The following is a 16790-nucleotide window of genomic DNA, read 5'->3' as shown; positions in this document are numbered from 1 at the left end:
CTTACTCGTCTATTTTTTCCTTACTTTAAGAAAATCGATCAAATGTCAGTTTTATTTATCTATTTGTCTATTGATATGAATAATTCAGGTTATAACATGTTAATTATTTTCAGTATATTTTTCCCTTAAGTTATCAACTGAACAGTGAAAAATTCTCATTAACACTAACAAGAATGCATGAAAAGGAACACAGACGTCCTTGTATCACTATTGCTTCTACCGATTTTGAGTTGTTAGAATATATCCAAACCGTTACGAGCGGCCACATCTATAATAAAAAGAATTATAAACCAGATAAATTTAAAGATTCTTATATACTTAGTATTAAAATCAAAAAAGATGTTTTCTATATATTGAAAGAAGTCCTTCCTTATCTTAGAATAACTAAAAAGAGAAAACGTGCAGAATGGGTTTTAAAACAATATGAAGAAGTAACTGTAAGAAATGGAAAATACACAAAGGAAAAGTTATGAAAGAAAATGGAGTTCGAAACACATTTTTTTGAATTATAAAGAATTTATCACTCATTAAACCTCTACTTTTATCTAGATTAGGTTCAACTGTTAAATCTTAAATTCCATTTACTCAACTGTTCCACACATAAAACCTCTTACTATCATTGTGTAAATCCGATCTTACCTTATCATTATTTTAACTGAATAAAACCTTCGACAAAATTATCATAAAGGTTCTTTTCGTTCACAAAAAAACCACCAATTATGTATTGGTGGAGACGGTGGGAGTCGAACCCACGTCCAAGGATATCGGCACTCAGGCTTCTACACGCATAGTTGGTATACTAGCGCTTCGCTGGTCGTTCTGCCTACCAACAGGCGTCCGGGCAGCTAGCCTGATTGGTCTCTTCTGTAAATCCCCAGGCGGAGGATCACAGCGTAGCCCACTGATAAGTGAGACCCTTCAATCTACCACATGGGCGATGGTAGGAAGGATCCTTTAGGCAGTGCTTATGCAGCTGCTGCTAAAGAGTAATTGTTTTCTTTGCCAGTTATTATTGGCATAACGTTTTACGAGTCGTAACCTCGACGCGCCACCTGAGTTCGATCTACCCCTGTCGAATCCGTAACGTCCCCATATAAATAGGAAGGACAAACGGAAAAGCATATTAGCTTATCTATTCAATTTGTCAGTAATGTCTCTAACGACAATATTTATTATATCATAAAATCATAAAAAATCAAGTGCTCGAGAATTACTTGAGGTGATCTTTAATCGCCCGATCCATGTCGCGCTTAGCTTGTTTTTGTTTCATGTCTTCCCGCTTATCGTATTTCTTCTTCCCTTTACCAACTCCTATGAGTACCTTAGCCACACCGTTCTTAATGTAAACCTTTAATGGTACAAGGGAATAACCTGCCCGCTGTGTTTCGCCGATCAGATGATCAATTTGCTTGCGATGCAGCAGCAGCTTCCGCGCCCGAGTTGGTTCATGGTTATAACGATTCCCTTGTTCATATGGAGAAATATGCATATTATTAAGATATGCCTCGCCTTGCCGTATCGTAGCAAAACTATCTTTTAAATTAACCCTGCCCGCTCGAATTGATTTTATCTCAGTCCCCTGTAAAACAATGCCTGCCTCAAAGGTATCCTCTATAAAAAAATCATGACTCGCCTTTTTATTTTGTGCAATTGCTCTTCCTTGATTCTTTGCCATTCCGCGTTCCCCCAGTTCTAAGTAAAGCTATTATAACAAAAAGGACTGCCGCTTTCCAGATTAACGACGAAGGGAATTACTGCACTTAAAGCAGCAATTCCCTAATGATCAGCCGCGCTTTTTCTTTTTTGGTCCTTTTTTCTTTTTGTGATGTGACTTTTGTGCTTTTTTGGCTGTCTTTTTCAGCCCTTCTTTCTTTTTCTTATCATTGGATGGCTTTTCTTTGTTGATCTGCACCGGTTTTGCTTTTCTAGGCTTCATACCGACCATTTCAAAATCTACGGCTCGTTCCTCTAAATTGACCTGTGCTACCTTAATCGTTACGGTATCACCAACCTGAAAGACATTCCCTGTTCTTTCACCAATCATGGCATAGGCCTTTTCATCAAAATGATAATAGTCATCGGTTAGATAGCTGACATGAACTAAGCCTTCTACCGTATTAGGCAGTTCTACAAATAAGCCAAAGTTGGTAACCGAGCTGATCACACCTTCATACTCTTCGCCGATTTTATCCTGCATATATTCTGCTTTCTTCAGATCATCGACTTCCCGTTCGGCATCTACGGCCGCTCGCTCTTTTTGCGAAGCATGTTTAGCAATATCAGGCATGCGGTCTTTCCAATATTGTCTCGTTTTTGGGTCGAGTTTTCCTTCTATTAAATAGGTCCGAATCAAGCGATGGACAATCAAATCGGGATATCTACGAATTGGCGAAGTAAAGTGAGTGTAAAATTCGGTTGCCAGACCAAAATGACCAATGCTTTGCGGATCATATTTTGCCTGTTTCATCGATCGGAGCATTAATTTCGAAATAATCATGTCCTCATCGGTTCCTTCCACTTGATCCAGCACTTGCTGCAAGGCCTGTGGATGAATCTCATTGGATGTTCCTTTGACAATATAACCGAATCTTCCAATAAATTCAAAAAACGTCTGCAGCTTCTGTGGTTCTGGATCCTCGTGTACACGATGGATAAAAGGTACGTCCATCCAATGAAAATGTTCAGCGATCGTTTCATTGGCGCATAACATAAACTCTTCGATTAAACGCTCGCCGACAGATCGTTCCCGAATGACGACATCTTCTGCTTTCCCTTTTTCATCGACAACGACTTGGGCTTCTTTAAAGTCAAAATCAATCGCACCTCGTCCAAAACGTTTACGACGTAGTACTTCTGCTAACTCTTCCATTTCTTGAAACATCGGCACTAATGACTGATATTCTTCGATCGTTGCTTGATTTTGTTCCGCTAAGATTTGGTTCACAGCCTTGTAGGTCATTCGTTCCGTTGTACGGATGACAGCTTGAAAAATCTCGTGATTCACAACCGAACCTTTGTCATCAATTTCCATGTCACAGCCTAGCACTAAGCGATCCACTTGAGGATTTAAGGAACAAATACCATTAGATAAGCGATGGGGGATCATAGGAATGACTCGATCCACCAAATAAACACTGGTTCCTCTATCCAATGCTTCACGGTCTATTGGAGAGTCTTCCTTGACATAATGCGTAACATCGGCAATGTAAACTCCCAACTTGTAATGACCGTTATCTAACTTGGTAACAGTGACAGCATCATCCAAGTCCTTGGCGTCTGCACCGTCAATCGTTACGATCGTTTGATCACGTAAGTCGCGTCGACCTTTTAGTTCTTCTGGTTTTATTTCCGCAGAAGTATTTTCAGCCTGCTCTAATACCTCTTCAGGAAATTCCACCCCGATACCATTCTTATAAATAATCGACATAATATCCATACCTGGATCATTTTTGTGTCCAAGGATATCGACGATTCTGCCTTCTGCACTCATGCGTCCTTCCGGGTATTTGGTTATCTCTACAATCACCTTGTGCCCTTCAATTGCACCCTTTGCTTCTCCTTTTGGTACAAAGATATCGTTTGGTATCCGCTTATCATCTGCAATCACAAAACCAAAGGCTCCATTATCCTCATAAGTACCGATAATTTTATTACTATATCGCTCGATAATACGAACGACTACACCTTCTGATCGTTTGCCATCTTCATTACTTCGATCGACACGGACAAATACCTTATCCCCATTCATGGCAGATAATAAATCGGCTTGATTGATATATACATCATCCATATCCTCATTCTCAGGCAGTAAAAAGGCAAAACCTTTAGCATGCATTTGAATCGTACCTTTGATTAAGTTCATTTTCTCTGGTAAACCATACCGATTCTTGCGTGTCCTTACTAAATCACCTGAATCCTCTAGCTGATTTAGCGCCTTGACTAACTCTGTAAATTGCTCACTCTCTTCTATTCCCAAGATTTCTTCTAATTCATGAATAGATAAAGGCTTTTCGGCATTTTCTTGAAAGTAATCTTGTATTTCTTGCTGTAATGTTTGGTTTGTCATTATCTTGTTCACCTCTTTCTTTTTTTTCCTATTTATCATCACCAATCAAGCGATTCTAAAAAAGTTGCAATATCTTCATGTAATTGATCTTTCACTTTACTGAAGGTAATCACATGACCGGCATTTTCATACCATTTTATTTCTTTTTTATCGGTCTCTACATTTTCATATATATACTTAGCGCTGTCTGTGTTAATCATTTCATCTTGTTTGGCCTGGATCACAAACGTAGGGGCATATAGCATGTCTACATTTTCTTTGACGTTGGCAATGGAGGAGGCAATCTGTTGGAATAGTCCTGAAGCTTTTGATAGAAGCTGTTCTATCTCCTCGTTTATCGTCTCTTCATCCTTATCCTCTAGTTCTTTATATTCCTTTGCAAATTGCCGAAAACCAATGGTCAATTGTTCTTCATTATCAAAAAACATTGGTGTACACATCGTCACGACCCCAGTAACTGGGTAATTACAAGCGAGATGTAAGGCCAGCACACCACCAAGTGACAATCCTGCGATCGCAATTTTTTGGTAGCCACTATCTTGTAGATACTGATAGGCTTCTTGTACATCTTGCCACCATTGATCCGCCGTTACCTCGGTTAACGCTTCTGGAGACTTACCATGACCACGATAGATTGGCGCATAACATGTATATCCCTTCTCATTTAAAAACCTGCCCAGCATACGCACATCAGCGGAGTGTCCGGTAAACCCATGTAATAGTAATACCGCATGTTCTCCTCCTTTAAACATAAATGGTTCAGGTTGTTTTCTTTGCATGATTATTTTCCCCTTTCTGTACTTCCCCATTATAAGCTATTTCCTGTTTAGTAAAAATTAAACCTCACAGATATGGGAAAAGGCCACTAATGCTTATTTATCAATAAGCGATATCCCTCATTACATGTTACAAACAATGAAAAAACATCCCCTGCATATGGCAAAGGATGTCTACGATGCTATGATGTCTATATTTATATAAGATAGGCAATCGCAAAAGTCAAAACAAAGAATAGTGTTCCTGTAATAATCGTCCCTCTATGGAGCACGGCATCCAGCCCTCTTGCCTTTTGCTTACCAAATAACTGTTCGGCACCTCCGGAAATGGCCCCCGATAATCCGGCGCTCTTTCCTGATTGAAGTAATACCATGACAATTAAAGCAATCGCATCAATAATTAATAAAGTCATTGCAACGGTCAACAAGTTGCAAACCCCCCTTAAACGTACAAATACACAATTACAATGTAGCAAACATCCCGTAAAATAGCAAGATTTTTTTACGGGATTCACTTTTTGGGATACAATAAAGATAGTACAAAAGCTTATCAATAAAGGGGGATATATGATGGAAAAGGAGGAGTGGATCGAGACAAGCGATCAGCAACGATTATATTTGAAAGGCTGGTTAACGGAAGAGAAACCAACAGCCATTATTCAAATAGTTCACGGGATGGCAGAACATATCGAACGTTATCATCGATTTGCGGCGTTTTTTAATCGTTGTGGAATTGCTGTTTATGGTCATGACCAACGCGGGCACGGCCGAACACGGAAAGACGAACAACCCTATGGCTTTTTTGCCGATAATGATGGTTTTCGCAAGGTCGTCGATGATTGTAAAGAGGTAACCCGATATATTAAACAACTTCATCCTCACCATCCGCCTGTTTTTCTGTTAGGACATAGCATGGGTTCTTTTGTCGCCCGAAATTATATCACTGAAACGTCGGAACAAATCGCTGGTGCAATTTTTGTTGGCACTGGTTCGCAGGGGAACTTCCTCTTGAAAACAGGGAAACAATTAGCGAAAATAATCAGTACATATAAAGGCAAACAAGCTAAAGGAACTTTGCTGCATCAGATTAGCTTCTCTGGTTATAATAAACATACAGAAAAACGAACAATGAATGATTGGTTATCGACAGACCCTCAAGTAGTTGACCAATATGAATCTGATCCATTTTGCGGTTTTATTCCAACGAATCAATTTTTTTATGACTTATATAATGGGATGGAAAGAATGCAATCACGACAAATCGGTCAGCATATCCGTAAAGATTTACCGCTCCTGTTTATTAGTGGTAAACAAGACCCTGTCGGCCAATATGGAAAAGGGGTGCTAAACGCCGTATCCTTTTATCAAAGTCTCGGCATAGCTGAAATAACGTGTTTATTATATGATGATGGCAGGCATGAAATATTAAATGAGCAGAATCAATATACTGTTTTTCATGAGCTTTTCGACTGGATTAATAGGCAAAAGGCTTGTCAATAGACCTGACAATCTTTATAATAAGCATGTTACCTTGATATTTTGCTTGAAATTACACCATGATCAAGGGTAAAATTAGGTTGTAGAGTTAACTTCAATTCAAATAATACTTAGGAGGTTTTTTACTATGGCAGTAGAAAGAACAGTAACAATTACAGATGAAACAGGTGTACACGCACGTCCAGCAACTGTACTCGTAAACAAAGCAGGTAGCTTCTCTTCTGATATGAACTTAGAGTACAACGGAAAATCAATTAACTTAAAATCTATTATGGGTGTTATGTCTCTTGGTATCCCACAAGGTGCGGAAATCAAAATTGTAGCGGATGGTTCTGACGAAGAAGAAGCAATCAACGCAATTATTGATGTCATTAAATCCGAAGGTCTAGGAGAGTAAAGCTGTAATGGCACCACTTACTGGTATAGCTGCATCCAATGGAATAGCAATTGCGAAAGCATATAAGCTTGCTATTCCTGACCTATCTTTTGACAAAAAACAGATCGATAATCCCACCCAAGAGATAGAACGATTTAACAACGCATTGGAGATCTCTAAGTCAGAGCTAGAAAAAATCAAAGAAAATGCTCGTGTTTCCCTTGGAGATGAGCATGCTGAGATTTTTTCTGCTCACCTATTAGTTCTTGGTGATCCAGAATTGATTCAACCTATACAAGATAAGATTCAGAGTGACAACGTAAATGCGGAAACTGCTTTAAATGAAACAGCACAAACGTTTATTCAAATGTTTGAAAGCATGGACAATGAATACATGAGAGAGCGTGCTGCGGACATTAAGGATGTAACAAAGCGTGTCATGGCTCATCTATTAAAGGTGACTTTTCCAGATCCAGCACTTATCGATGAAGAGGTTATTGTAATTGCTGAAGATTTAACACCTTCTGATACGGCCCAGTTGAACAAACAGTTTGTGCAAGGTTTTACTACTAATATCGGCGGCCGCACCTCCCACTCTGCCATTATGGCACGTTCATTGGAGATTCCTGCTGTTGTGGGAACGAAAGATGTAACGAACCAAGCAGACGAGGGCGATATAGTCATAGTGGACGGTATTAATGGAGAAGTGATCATTAACCCAGATGAGGAACAAATCGCTGTCTACAAGCAAAAACAGTCCGAATTCGAGGAACAAAAGCGTGAATGGGCAAAGCTCAAGGATGAACCTACTGTATCGAAAGATGGTAGTCACGTTGAACTAGTTGCCAACATTGGTACACCAGAGGATGTTGCCGGTGTAATAAACAATGGTGGTGAAGGTGTCGGTTTATACCGGACCGAATTTTTATATATGGGTAAAAATCAGCTCCCAACAGAGGATGAGCAGTTTGAAGCTTATAAATCTGTCCTAGAGCAAATGAAACAAGGACCGGTAGTTGTGCGTACGCTGGATATCGGTGGAGATAAAGAGCTATCGTACCTAAAATTACCAGAAGAAATGAATCCATTCTTGGGTTATCGAGCTATCCGCCTCTGTTTGGATCGCGATGATATTTTCCGTACTCAACTACGTGCATTACTGCGCGCCAGTGTCTATGGAAATTTAAAAATTATGTTCCCAATGATTGCAACACTTGATGAATTTCGTCAGGCCAAGGCTATCTTACTTGAAGAAAAAGACAAGTTAACCGAAGAGGGTATCGATGTTTCAGATGATATCGAGATTGGTATCATGGTGGAAATTCCGTCAACAGCGGTTATTGCTCGACAATTCGCCAAAGAAGTCGATTTCTTTAGTATCGGAACCAATGATTTGATTCAATACACATTGGCAGCCGATCGCATGAATGAGCGGGTTAGCTACTTGTATCAACCATATCACCCGGCTATCTTGAATCTCGTTCATAACGTGATTGAGGCGGCCCATGCAGAAGGTAAATGGGCTGGTATGTGTGGAGAAATGGCTGGCGATTCCATCGCTATCCCTATTCTCTTAGGTTTGGGTCTCGATGAATTTAGTATGAGTGCAACTTCTATCTTACCTGCTCGTACACAAATTAAAGACTTATCCAAACAGGAGCTTGCCTCCTTTAAGGATCAACTACTTAGTATGAGTACCGCAGATGAAGTAGAAGCATTCGTCCGTGAAAAAACAAATCAATAATTGCAAAAAACTAGGTCATCTGATGGCCTGGTTTTTTTGTGATGAAAAAACTGAAGAGAGAGCGTGAAATTGGTTCTTATAGACAACATTCTATGATTTGCCGATTTTTTGTCCGTTAGATGCATTCTTACGGACAAAACTTTATGATTCGCTGCTTTTTTGTCCGTTAGATTCTTTCTTACGGACAAAACTTTGCGATTTGCCGGTTTTTTGTCCGTTAGATCCATTCTTACGGACAAAACTTTGCGATTTGCCGGTTTTTTGTCCGTTAGATTCTTTCTTACGACAAAACTTCGTGAGTCGGCCGTTTTTTGTCCGTTAGATCCATTCTTACGACTGGGGAACGCAATTTCCGTTCCTCAGTCCGCCAGATTTTTTCTTATGAACTGGAGAGAGCAAATTAGTCATTAAAATACACATGATAATGCTTGGAACAGTTAGGATTAAATTGCGCTTGACAATTAGGGCAACTTTTCGTATGTACATATTGGTTGATGGTTAGTTCCCTTTTGCACTTCCCGCACAATACAGCGTATTGATCAAACTCCTCTTTATTCCATCGACCAAATGGGTGGTCGCAACAGGCCTGATGACATAAAAAACACGGATAATAACGCTGACATGTTTTACATTTAAGGGCAACAATATCCTCCTCTTGCTGATAGTGTTGACAACGTGTTTGATCATCAACCGTTAAACCATAAACCTTAGGCATATTTCTCCCCTCCTCAGTAGATTAACAGTACAGGATCCCGTACTGTATGTAAAGAAAACTCCCGTATATTAAATATACAGGAGTTTATCAGCAACTTATTTATTTAAGTTGTAAAATGCTGTTTTACCAGCGTATTTGGCAGTACCAACCAATTCGTCTTCGATGCGTAGTAATTGGTTATATTTCGCTACGCGGTCAGTTCGAGATGGGGCACCTGTTTTGATTTGACCGGCATTGGTGGCAACCGCAATATCTGCAATCGTAGCGTCCTCTGTTTCACCAGAACGGTGCGAGATAACGGCAGTGTAGCCAGCGCGTTTAGCCATTTCGATAGCCTCAAATGTTTCCGTAAGTGTACCGATTTGGTTCACTTTAACAAGGATAGAGTTGCCAACTCCTTGTTCAATACCTTGAGCAAGACGTTTCGTGTTCGTAACGAATAAATCGTCTCCCACTAATTGAACGCGGTCACCAATACGCTCTGTTAAAAGCTTGTGACCTTCCCAGTCATTTTCATCTAATCCGTCTTCGATGGAAACGATTGGATATTTATTGATCATTTCTTCAAACCAGCTAACCATTTCTTCAGATGAACGCACAACCCCTTCACCTTTCAGGTTGTATTTACCATCTTCATAGAATTCGGAAGAAGCGACATCCATCGCTAATTTCACTTCTTCTCCTGGTTTGTAACCAGCGGCTTCAATCGCCTCAATAATAGTAGATAGTGCTTCTTCATTTGATTTTAGATTTGGCGCGAAACCACCTTCGTCACCAACACCTGTATTATAACCTTTGCTGCTGAGTACTTTTTTCAAGTTATGGAATACTTCTGCTCCCATTCGTAAAGCTTCACGGAATGTTGGAGCACCTACTGGCATAATCATAAATTCTTGAATATCTACGTTGTTATCGGCATGCTCTCCACCATTTAGGATATTCATCATTGGTGTTGGAAGGGTAGTCGCATTGAAACCACCTAAGTAAGTGTAAAGTGGTACACCTAGGTAATCTGCTGCTGCATGTGCTGCTGCCATCGAAACACCAAGTATGGCATTGGCACCTAGTTTACCTTTGTTTTCTGTACCGTCAAGCTCTAATAATAACTGATCAATTACGACTTGACGAGTCACGTCTACACCTAACAATTCTGGTGCAATGATTTCATTAACGTTTTCTACTGCTTTTAAGACACCTTTTCCTAGATAACGGTCTTTGTCACCATCGCGTAATTCAACTGCTTCATGCTCACCAGTCGACGCACCACTTGGTACTAAGGCAGAGCCGAATGCTCCTGATTCTGTAAAGATTTCTACTTCAACGGTTGGATTACCACGGGAATCTAATACTTCACGTGCATAAATATCTGTAATATATGACATCATTCATCTACTCCTTTTTGGTTATGATTTTTTGATGAGGCTGTCGCCTGTCATTTCTTTTGGTTTTGTGACATCTAGTAAATCAAGCAGTGTTGGTGCAAGGTCTGCCAAAATGCCGCCATCGCGTAACTCTACCCCATCCTTTGTTACAATAACGGGAACTGGATTGGTAGTATGGGCAGTCATTGGTTTATTCTCCAAGGTCACTACCTCATCGGAATTACCATGATCCGCTGTAATAATAGCGTGACCACCTTTTTCTGTGATTTTATCGACTACTTTACCTAGACATTCATCGACTGCCTCAATCGCCTTCACCGTAGGTTCTAACATCCCGGAGTGACCGACCATATCCGGATTGGCGAAGTTAAGAATAATCGCATTGATTTCATCTTTATCTAGTTCTTCCAGTAAGGCGTCCGTTACTTCATAGACGCTCATTTCTGGTTTTAAATCATAGGTTGCTACTTTCGGCGAATCAATTAAAATTCGTTTTTCTCCAGGGAATTCCTTCTCCCGACCACCACTCATAAAAAAGGTGACGTGGGGATACTTTTCTGTTTCTGCAATTCGTAATTGATTCAAATCATTCTGTGCCAATACCTCACCAACGGTATTATCCAAATTAATGGGCTGGTAAGCGACATGACCATCGACTGTCTCACTAAAGTTTGTCATACAAACAAAATAGAGATCCTTCGGTGCCTTGTCTCCACGATCAAAATCTCGAAAATCCTCATTTGCAAAGGTACGAGAAATTTGTATCGCTCGATCGGGACGGAAATTATAGAAAATAACAGAATCATTATCTTCAATCGTTGCTTTCGGTTTGCCATTTTCATCCGTAATGACACAAGGAATCACAAATTCATCATAAATCTCATTTTGATACGAATCTTTAACGGCTTCAATTGGGTCGGTATACGTTGGGCCTTCTCCATATACCATCGCATCATAAGATTTTTTCACGCGATCCCAACGATTGTCACGATCCATCGAATAATAGCGACCAGATAGTGTAGCAATTTCTCCTACACCTAATTCGCTCATCTTCTCTTGTGTTTGTTTAATATAGGTTTCTGCTGTTTGCGGGCCGACGTCACGACCATCCAAAAAGGCGTGGACAAATACTTTTTGCAGCCCTTTATCTGCCGCTAATTTCAGCACAGCAAATAGGTGTTTAAGATGGCTGTGAACCCCGCCATCTGACAATAAGCCAAATACATGCAAGGCTTTATTGTTTTGTTTGGCTTGTTCTACTGCCTTGACGAGTACCTCATTATCAAAGAAATCACCGTCTTTAATCGCTACATTCACGCGCGTCAAGCTTTGATAAACAATACGTCCAGCACCAATGTTCAGATGTCCTACCTCGGAGTTACCCATTTGACCATCAGGTAGTCCAACCGCCTCTCCACTGGCCTGTAACTGATTGGTTGGATACTGATTCCAATAACGATCAAAGTTTGGCTTGTTGGCATGTTTGACGGCATTCCCTTTTTCTTCATCACGGATGGCGAATCCGTCTAAAATAATGAGGGCCGCTAATTTATTCTGACTCATTTGGCACCAGCCTCCACTAACTGTAAGAAAGAGTCTGCCTCAAGACTAGCTCCACCAACTAAGGCACCATCGATATCTGATTGTGCAAGTAACTCATCGACATTTGCTGGCTTAACACTACCACCATATTGAATACGTAAGGCTTCTGATGCCGCTTCTGATACTGCTTCTGCAACCACTTTACGAATGTACGTACATACTTCGTTTGCTTGTTCAGAAGTTGCGGTTTTTCCTGTGCCAATTGCCCAGATTGGTTCGTAAGCAATAATCGTTTGATTCACTTGCTCTTCCGTTAATCCAGCCAATGCTGCTTTTACTTGGCTTTCTACCACGTTCATTGTTTCGTTTGCCTCACGCTGTTGCAAGGTTTCACCCACACAAATGATAGGGATAAGGTCATGATCGAAAGCTGCTTTTGCCTTTTGGTTCACTGATTCATCCGTCTCTGCAAATAACTCACGACGTTCTGAATGGCCTAACACCACATAGGTTACCCCGATATCACGTAACATGCTTGGGCTTACTTCTCCAGTAAAGGCGCCACTTTCTTCAAAATGCATATTCTGTGCCGCAATGTGTAAATCTGTCCCTTTTGCAATCTCTACCAATGCCGGTAAATAAGGAAACGGAGCACAAACTACTGATTCTACCTTTGCTTCAGCAGCTATCTTATCCTTTGTTGCTTCGACAAAATCAACGGCTTCACCAAGTAATTTGTTCATTTTCCAGTTGCCTGCAATTACATTTTTACGCATAAAAATTATCTCTCCTTTGCCTTACTTATCTGTTAATACACTAACACCTGGCAATTCTTTACCTTCCATAAATTCCAATGAGGCACCACCGCCTGTTGAAATATGATCCATTTGCTTGGCATAACCGAATTTCTCGACTGCTGCTGCTGAATCTCCACCCCCGATAACGGTATACCCTTCTGTTTGAGTAAGAGCTTCTGCCACAGCTTTTGTACCATTTGCGAATGTCTCCAACTCAAAAACGCCCATTGGACCATTCCAAATCACAAGCTTGGAATCTTTTACAATGTCAGCATATGTTTCACGTGTCTTCGGACCAATATCCAATGCCTCAAGATCTGCCGGGATACTGTCAATCGTAACAATTTCTGTATGGGCATCATTCGAAAAATCATCTGCAACGACTACATCCTCTGGAAGCACAAAGTTAACGCCTTTCTCTTTTGCCTTTTCCATGTAGTCTTTGGCTAGTTGGATCTTGTCTTCTTCTAATAAGGATTGTCCAATTTCATATCCTAATGCCTTGACAAACGTATAAGCAAGACCACCGCCAATAATCAGGTTGTCCACTTTATCTAACAGGTTGTCGATGACACCGATTTTATCTTTTACTTTTGCTCCGCCAATAATGGCTGTGAAAGGTCGTTCAGGATCTGATAATGCTTTGCCTAATACCTCAAGCTCTTTCTCTAATAAAAAGCCGGCTGCTGATGGAATATGTTCTGCTACCCCGGTTGTCGATGCATGGGCACGGTGAGCAGCTCCAAAGGCATCATTTACGAAATAATCTGCAAGGCTGGCAAACTCTTTTGCTAAAGCAGGATCATTTTTGGTTTCACCTGGTTCAAACCTTACATTTTCAATCAAAAGTAAATCGCCATCTGCCAACTGGTCTACTGCTTGGTTTATTTCCTCGCCATAGACTTGATCGGTTTTAATCACAGACTTACCACTAAGGTCACTTAAACGCTTGGCAACGGCATCCATACGCAACTCTTCCACTGCTTCTCCTCCTGGACGGCCAAGGTGGCTTGCCAAGATAACCTTCGCTCCTTGTTCGGAAAGATATAGAATAGTTGGTAAAGCTGCTTTGATTCGTGTATCATCTGTGACCTGGCCATCTTCCATTGGCACATTAAAATCTACACGACAGAATACCTTTTTTCCCTTTACATCAATGTCTTCGATTGTTTGTTTGTTCATGGGTAGGATCCTCCTTCAGGACTTTATTTATAAAAATGTGAAAACGGGAGGAGGATTGATCCCCCTCCCGTTGGTTCTATCTTATAGTCCTTGTTTTTTAAGGTATGCCGCTAAGTCTACTACACGAGAAGAGTAACCCATTTCGTTGTCATACCAAGATACTACTTTTACCATGTTACCTTCCATTACCATGGTGGAGATACCATCAATAGTGGAAGAGTTGGTATTACCTACATAGTCAACAGACACTAATGGCTCATCGGAGTATCCTAAAATACCTTTCAAGTTACCTTCTGCTGCTTCTTTAAGCGCATTGTTAACTTCTTCTGCAGTTACGTCTTGACCTAATTCAGCAACTAAGTCAACTAATGAACCGTCTGGAGTAGGCACACGCATTGCCATACCATTCAATTTACCTTCTAATTCAGGTAATACAAGCGATACTGCTTTTGCAGCACCTGTTGTTGTTGGAATGATACTTTCTGCTGCTGCACGCGCACGACGATAGTCTTTATGTGGCAAGTCAAGAATTTGTTGATCATTCGTGTAAGAGTGAATAGTTGTCATCATACCACGTTTGATACCAAATTTATCATTTAATACTTTGGCATATGGGGCTAGACAGTTTGTTGTACAAGAAGCATTGGAGATAACATGATGGTTTGCTGGATCATATTTATCTTCATTCACACCCATTACAACGGTAATGTCTTCTTCTTTTGCAGGAGCTGAGATAATAACTTTTTTCGCTCCAGCTTCTAAGTGTTTAGCAGCTGCATCGCGCTGTGTAAAAATACCTGTTGATTCAACAACAATTTCTACACCTAAGTCGCCCCAGCCTAAGTCTGCTGGATCACGCTCAGAAAGAACTTTTACTTCTTGTCCACCTACTACAAGTGCATTTCCATTTACGGAAACTTCTTGATCTAATTTCCCGTGTACGGAATCATACTTAAGTAAGTGTGCAAGCATATTTGCATCGGTTAAGTCATTTACTGCTACTACTTCTACCTCATCATTGTTTAGTGCCTGACGAAAAACATTACGTCCAATACGGCCAAAACCATTAATACCTACTTTTACTGCCATGCTAAAATTCCTCCTTAATAATGCTATTAATTTATAGTTAAAGGGAATATCCCTTTAATAACTGTTTGGCTGCTGCTTCATCAGTAATCAGCACATTGCTTTTTCCTTGCTTGAAATAGGACTGGATGGCCTTTCCCTTTGAGGCACCACCCGCAACGGCAATGACATATTCGGCCTTATTTAATTCTTCTAATTGCATGCCTGCCGTCCGTACCTTATAGACCACATCACCATCTTCATCTAAATAGAAACCAAAAGCCTCACTGACAGCATTTCTTTCAGCTAGCTGCGTAAGCACATCCTGCGTAGCTTTGCGTCGTTTTGCCATCGTCATCGCGTCTCCGATACCATGAATAATTACCTTGGCATCGTGGATCAATTCTAGGATTTCCTTGATCGTTGGCTCCTCAATAATCGAATGATAAGTTTCTTCACTTAATGGATCTGGGACATACAACATCCGGTAACTGCCATTTACTTTCTTGGCCATTTGGGCACAAATCGTGTTGGCCTGGTTCTCTACTTGCTCCCCCAGCCCCCCGCGCGCAGGCACAAATATACAATTTCGCGCATGCTCTAACGGCGTCATCTGGTTAGCAACCTCGGCCATCGATGTCCCGCCCGTCACAGCTATTATTTGATTGGAAGTTAATATATTGCTTAAGAATTGCGCGCTAGCCTTTCCTAAGTCTTGCAGGACTGCTTCTTGTTCATCACTGTTTCCTGGAACAATAATAACACGTTCCAATTGTAATTTATCCTTAATTTGCGATTCTAAAACACGAAATTCAGAGATTTCATCCATAAATGCAGCTAACTTCTCGATCATAAAGTTCCCTTCTACGGTAACTTGCATACCTTTTCCCGTAACCATGATAAACCCATGCTTACTCAAAAAATCAATCTCACTGCGGACTATTCGTTCTTTTAGCTTGATATTTTCCGCTAAGCTTCGACGTCCGATCGGCTGCATTAATTGAATGTATTGCAAGACCTTATATCGTCGCTGCATAACATCGAGCAAATCTGGAAACAATTTTTCTTGAATATCGATTAAGTCCTTCAAACCGGAAACGCTCCTTTTAAAGGTTGTTCACGCCCTTTTATATTCTGCGGGTAATTTTTGTCCCTCATAGTCGCATTCCGTCCCACCAAGAATAAAAAAATATCTGCAAATAACTTCCTTACATTTGATTGTATCAAAGATAGGCGATCCACTCAACTATTTTGTCATATTATTTGGGTTTACTGATTGTTTTAGATAATCTTCTACGGTTTGCAAATCAATAATGCCGCTGTCAATTACCTCTTGTTCGTACGTTACCACTGGGATAAGGAGATGGTATTGTTCCAAGAGTTCTTCATCAGTATAAATATCGATTTCTTCTATTTCAAAAGCATAATGGTTCTGCAATATATCCAAGGTTACTTTTGCTTGATCACAAAGGCTGCAGTTTGTTTTTCCATATAAACGCAACTTCATTCTCTTTTCCCTCCTTGTCGATGGAACATTCATCGGTTATTTATCAAAATCCTACGTTCTATTTTACCATAAGATGCTTCTGTTTTTATAGATCACCTACACAGAATGGCCTGCAAACGGGAAACTATGATCAGCATATAC

The 16790-nt window shown here is 40.4% G+C and carries 16 protein-coding genes and 1 other RNA gene; 4 read left to right on the top strand and 13 right to left on the bottom strand.

All coding sequences use genetic code 11. The annotated features are described in order from the left end of the window. Positions 1 to 230: 230 nt before the first annotated feature. Positions 231 to 473, top strand: a complete 243-nt coding sequence (locus E0E32_RS10390) for a hypothetical protein (protein WP_286171868.1) — start codon at positions 231 to 233, stop codon at positions 471 to 473. A gap of 252 nt (positions 474 to 725) precedes the next feature. Here E0E32_RS10390 and ssrA read toward each other — a convergent pair. The 5 genes from ssrA to secG form a co-directional block, all read right to left on the bottom strand. Next, positions 726 to 1091: a transfer-messenger RNA gene (ssrA, locus tag E0E32_RS10385) on the bottom strand. Between the two features lie 119 nt (positions 1092 to 1210). After that, a complete protein-coding gene (gene smpB, locus E0E32_RS10380) occupies positions 1211 to 1675 on the bottom strand; it encodes an SsrA-binding protein SmpB (RefSeq protein WP_066192462.1) in 465 nt (154 codons plus the stop codon). A 108-nt stretch (positions 1676 to 1783) separates the two neighbouring features. Further along, the gene (gene rnr, locus E0E32_RS10375; protein ID WP_066192460.1) at positions 1784 to 4066 is read right to left on the bottom strand and encodes a ribonuclease R; all 2283 of its coding nucleotides are present in this window, start codon (positions 4064 to 4066) and stop codon (positions 1784 to 1786) included. Positions 4067 to 4104: 38 nt separating this feature from the next. Next, entirely contained in the window at positions 4105 to 4845 is a 741-nt protein-coding gene (locus E0E32_RS10370; RefSeq protein ID WP_066192458.1) for an alpha/beta hydrolase, read from the bottom strand. Between the two features lie 194 nt (positions 4846 to 5039). Then, positions 5040 to 5270, bottom strand: a complete 231-nt coding sequence (secG, locus tag E0E32_RS10365) for a preprotein translocase subunit SecG (protein WP_066192456.1) — start codon at positions 5268 to 5270, stop codon at positions 5040 to 5042. A gap of 142 nt (positions 5271 to 5412) precedes the next feature. Here secG and E0E32_RS10360 point away from each other — a divergent pair, with 142 nt between their 5' ends. From E0E32_RS10360 to ptsP, 3 genes are all read left to right on the top strand, one after another. Then, the gene (locus E0E32_RS10360; protein ID WP_066192455.1) at positions 5413 to 6342 is read left to right on the top strand and encodes an alpha/beta hydrolase; all 930 of its coding nucleotides are present in this window, start codon (positions 5413 to 5415) and stop codon (positions 6340 to 6342) included. A gap of 124 nt (positions 6343 to 6466) precedes the next feature. Next, positions 6467 to 6736 (top strand): phosphocarrier protein HPr, encoded by a 270-nt coding sequence (locus E0E32_RS10355; protein WP_066192454.1) that lies wholly within the window; start codon positions 6467 to 6469, stop codon positions 6734 to 6736. Between the two features lie 7 nt (positions 6737 to 6743). Beyond that, the gene (gene ptsP / locus E0E32_RS10350) at positions 6744 to 8459 is read left to right on the top strand and encodes a phosphoenolpyruvate--protein phosphotransferase (protein WP_066192453.1); all 1716 of its coding nucleotides are present in this window, start codon (positions 6744 to 6746) and stop codon (positions 8457 to 8459) included. A gap of 400 nt (positions 8460 to 8859) precedes the next feature. Here ptsP and E0E32_RS10345 read toward each other — a convergent pair whose 3' ends face one another. The 8 genes from E0E32_RS10345 to E0E32_RS10310 form a co-directional block, all read right to left on the bottom strand. Further along, positions 8860 to 9174 carry a CHY zinc finger protein gene (locus E0E32_RS10345; RefSeq protein WP_066192451.1) on the bottom strand — a complete coding sequence of 105 codons (315 nt, stop codon included), beginning with the start codon at positions 9172 to 9174 and terminating at the stop codon, positions 8860 to 8862. A 95-nt stretch (positions 9175 to 9269) separates the two neighbouring features. After that, entirely contained in the window at positions 9270 to 10556 is a 1287-nt protein-coding gene (gene eno, locus E0E32_RS10340) for a phosphopyruvate hydratase (RefSeq protein ID WP_066196381.1), read from the bottom strand. 21 nt (positions 10557 to 10577) lie between these two features. Further along, a complete protein-coding gene (gene gpmI / locus E0E32_RS10335; RefSeq protein ID WP_066192449.1) occupies positions 10578 to 12119 on the bottom strand; it encodes a 2,3-bisphosphoglycerate-independent phosphoglycerate mutase in 1542 nt (513 codons plus the stop codon). Further along, positions 12116 to 12874 (bottom strand): triose-phosphate isomerase, encoded by a 759-nt coding sequence (tpiA, locus tag E0E32_RS10330; RefSeq protein WP_066192447.1) that lies wholly within the window; start codon positions 12872 to 12874, stop codon positions 12116 to 12118. The genes gpmI and tpiA overlap by 4 nt, the downstream gene beginning before the upstream one ends. Positions 12875 to 12895: 21 nt before the next feature. After that, positions 12896 to 14077 (bottom strand): phosphoglycerate kinase, encoded by a 1182-nt coding sequence (locus E0E32_RS10325; RefSeq protein ID WP_066192446.1) that lies wholly within the window; start codon positions 14075 to 14077, stop codon positions 12896 to 12898. An 81-nt stretch (positions 14078 to 14158) separates the two neighbouring features. Continuing rightward, positions 14159 to 15166: a type I glyceraldehyde-3-phosphate dehydrogenase gene (gap, locus tag E0E32_RS10320; protein ID WP_066192444.1), complete on the bottom strand. Its 1008-nt coding sequence runs from the start codon at positions 15164 to 15166 to the stop codon at positions 14159 to 14161. Between the two features lie 37 nt (positions 15167 to 15203). Further along, the gene (locus E0E32_RS10315; RefSeq protein ID WP_078060100.1) at positions 15204 to 16232 is read right to left on the bottom strand and encodes a sugar-binding transcriptional regulator; all 1029 of its coding nucleotides are present in this window, start codon (positions 16230 to 16232) and stop codon (positions 15204 to 15206) included. A gap of 156 nt (positions 16233 to 16388) precedes the next feature. Then, positions 16389 to 16649: a glutaredoxin family protein gene (locus E0E32_RS10310; RefSeq protein ID WP_130859729.1), complete on the bottom strand. Its 261-nt coding sequence runs from the start codon at positions 16647 to 16649 to the stop codon at positions 16389 to 16391. Positions 16650 to 16790: the final 141 nt, after the last annotated feature.

The organism is Gracilibacillus phocaeensis (genome assembly GCF_900626275.1).
In the GTDB taxonomy this organism is placed as follows: domain Bacteria; phylum Bacillota; class Bacilli; order Bacillales; family Amphibacillaceae; genus Gracilibacillus; species Gracilibacillus timonensis.
Note: the sequence above shows the minus strand (reverse complement) of the source record. Positions and strands in the feature narration are given on the sequence as shown.

Coding starts and splice junctions, on each gene's coding strand:
- smpB (WP_066192462.1), bottom strand. CDS start 1,675: ATGGCAAAGAATCAAGGAAGAGCAATTGCACAAAATAAAAAGGCGAGT.
- rnr (WP_066192460.1), bottom strand. CDS start 4,066: ATGACAAACCAAACATTACAGCAAGAAATACAAGATTACTTTCAAGAA.
- E0E32_RS10370 (WP_066192458.1), bottom strand. CDS start 4,845: ATGCAAAGAAAACAACCTGAACCATTTATGTTTAAAGGAGGAGAACAT.
- E0E32_RS10360 (WP_066192455.1), top strand. CDS start 5,413: ATGGAAAAGGAGGAGTGGATCGAGACAAGCGATCAGCAACGATTATAT.
- E0E32_RS10355 (WP_066192454.1), top strand. CDS start 6,467: ATGGCAGTAGAAAGAACAGTAACAATTACAGATGAAACAGGTGTACAC.
- ptsP (WP_066192453.1), top strand. CDS start 6,744: ATGGCACCACTTACTGGTATAGCTGCATCCAATGGAATAGCAATTGCG.
- E0E32_RS10345 (WP_066192451.1), bottom strand. CDS start 9,174: ATGCCTAAGGTTTATGGTTTAACGGTTGATGATCAAACACGTTGTCAA.
- eno (WP_066196381.1), bottom strand. CDS start 10,556: ATGTCATATATTACAGATATTTATGCACGTGAAGTATTAGATTCCCGT.
- gpmI (WP_066192449.1), bottom strand. CDS start 12,119: ATGAGTCAGAATAAATTAGCGGCCCTCATTATTTTAGACGGATTCGCC.
- tpiA (WP_066192447.1), bottom strand. CDS start 12,874: ATGCGTAAAAATGTAATTGCAGGCAACTGGAAAATGAACAAATTACTT.
- E0E32_RS10325 (WP_066192446.1), bottom strand. CDS start 14,077: ATGAACAAACAAACAATCGAAGACATTGATGTAAAGGGAAAAAAGGTA.
- gap (WP_066192444.1), bottom strand. CDS start 15,166: ATGGCAGTAAAAGTAGGTATTAATGGTTTTGGCCGTATTGGACGTAAT.
- E0E32_RS10310 (WP_130859729.1), bottom strand. CDS start 16,649: ATGAAGTTGCGTTTATATGGAAAAACAAACTGCAGCCTTTGTGATCAA.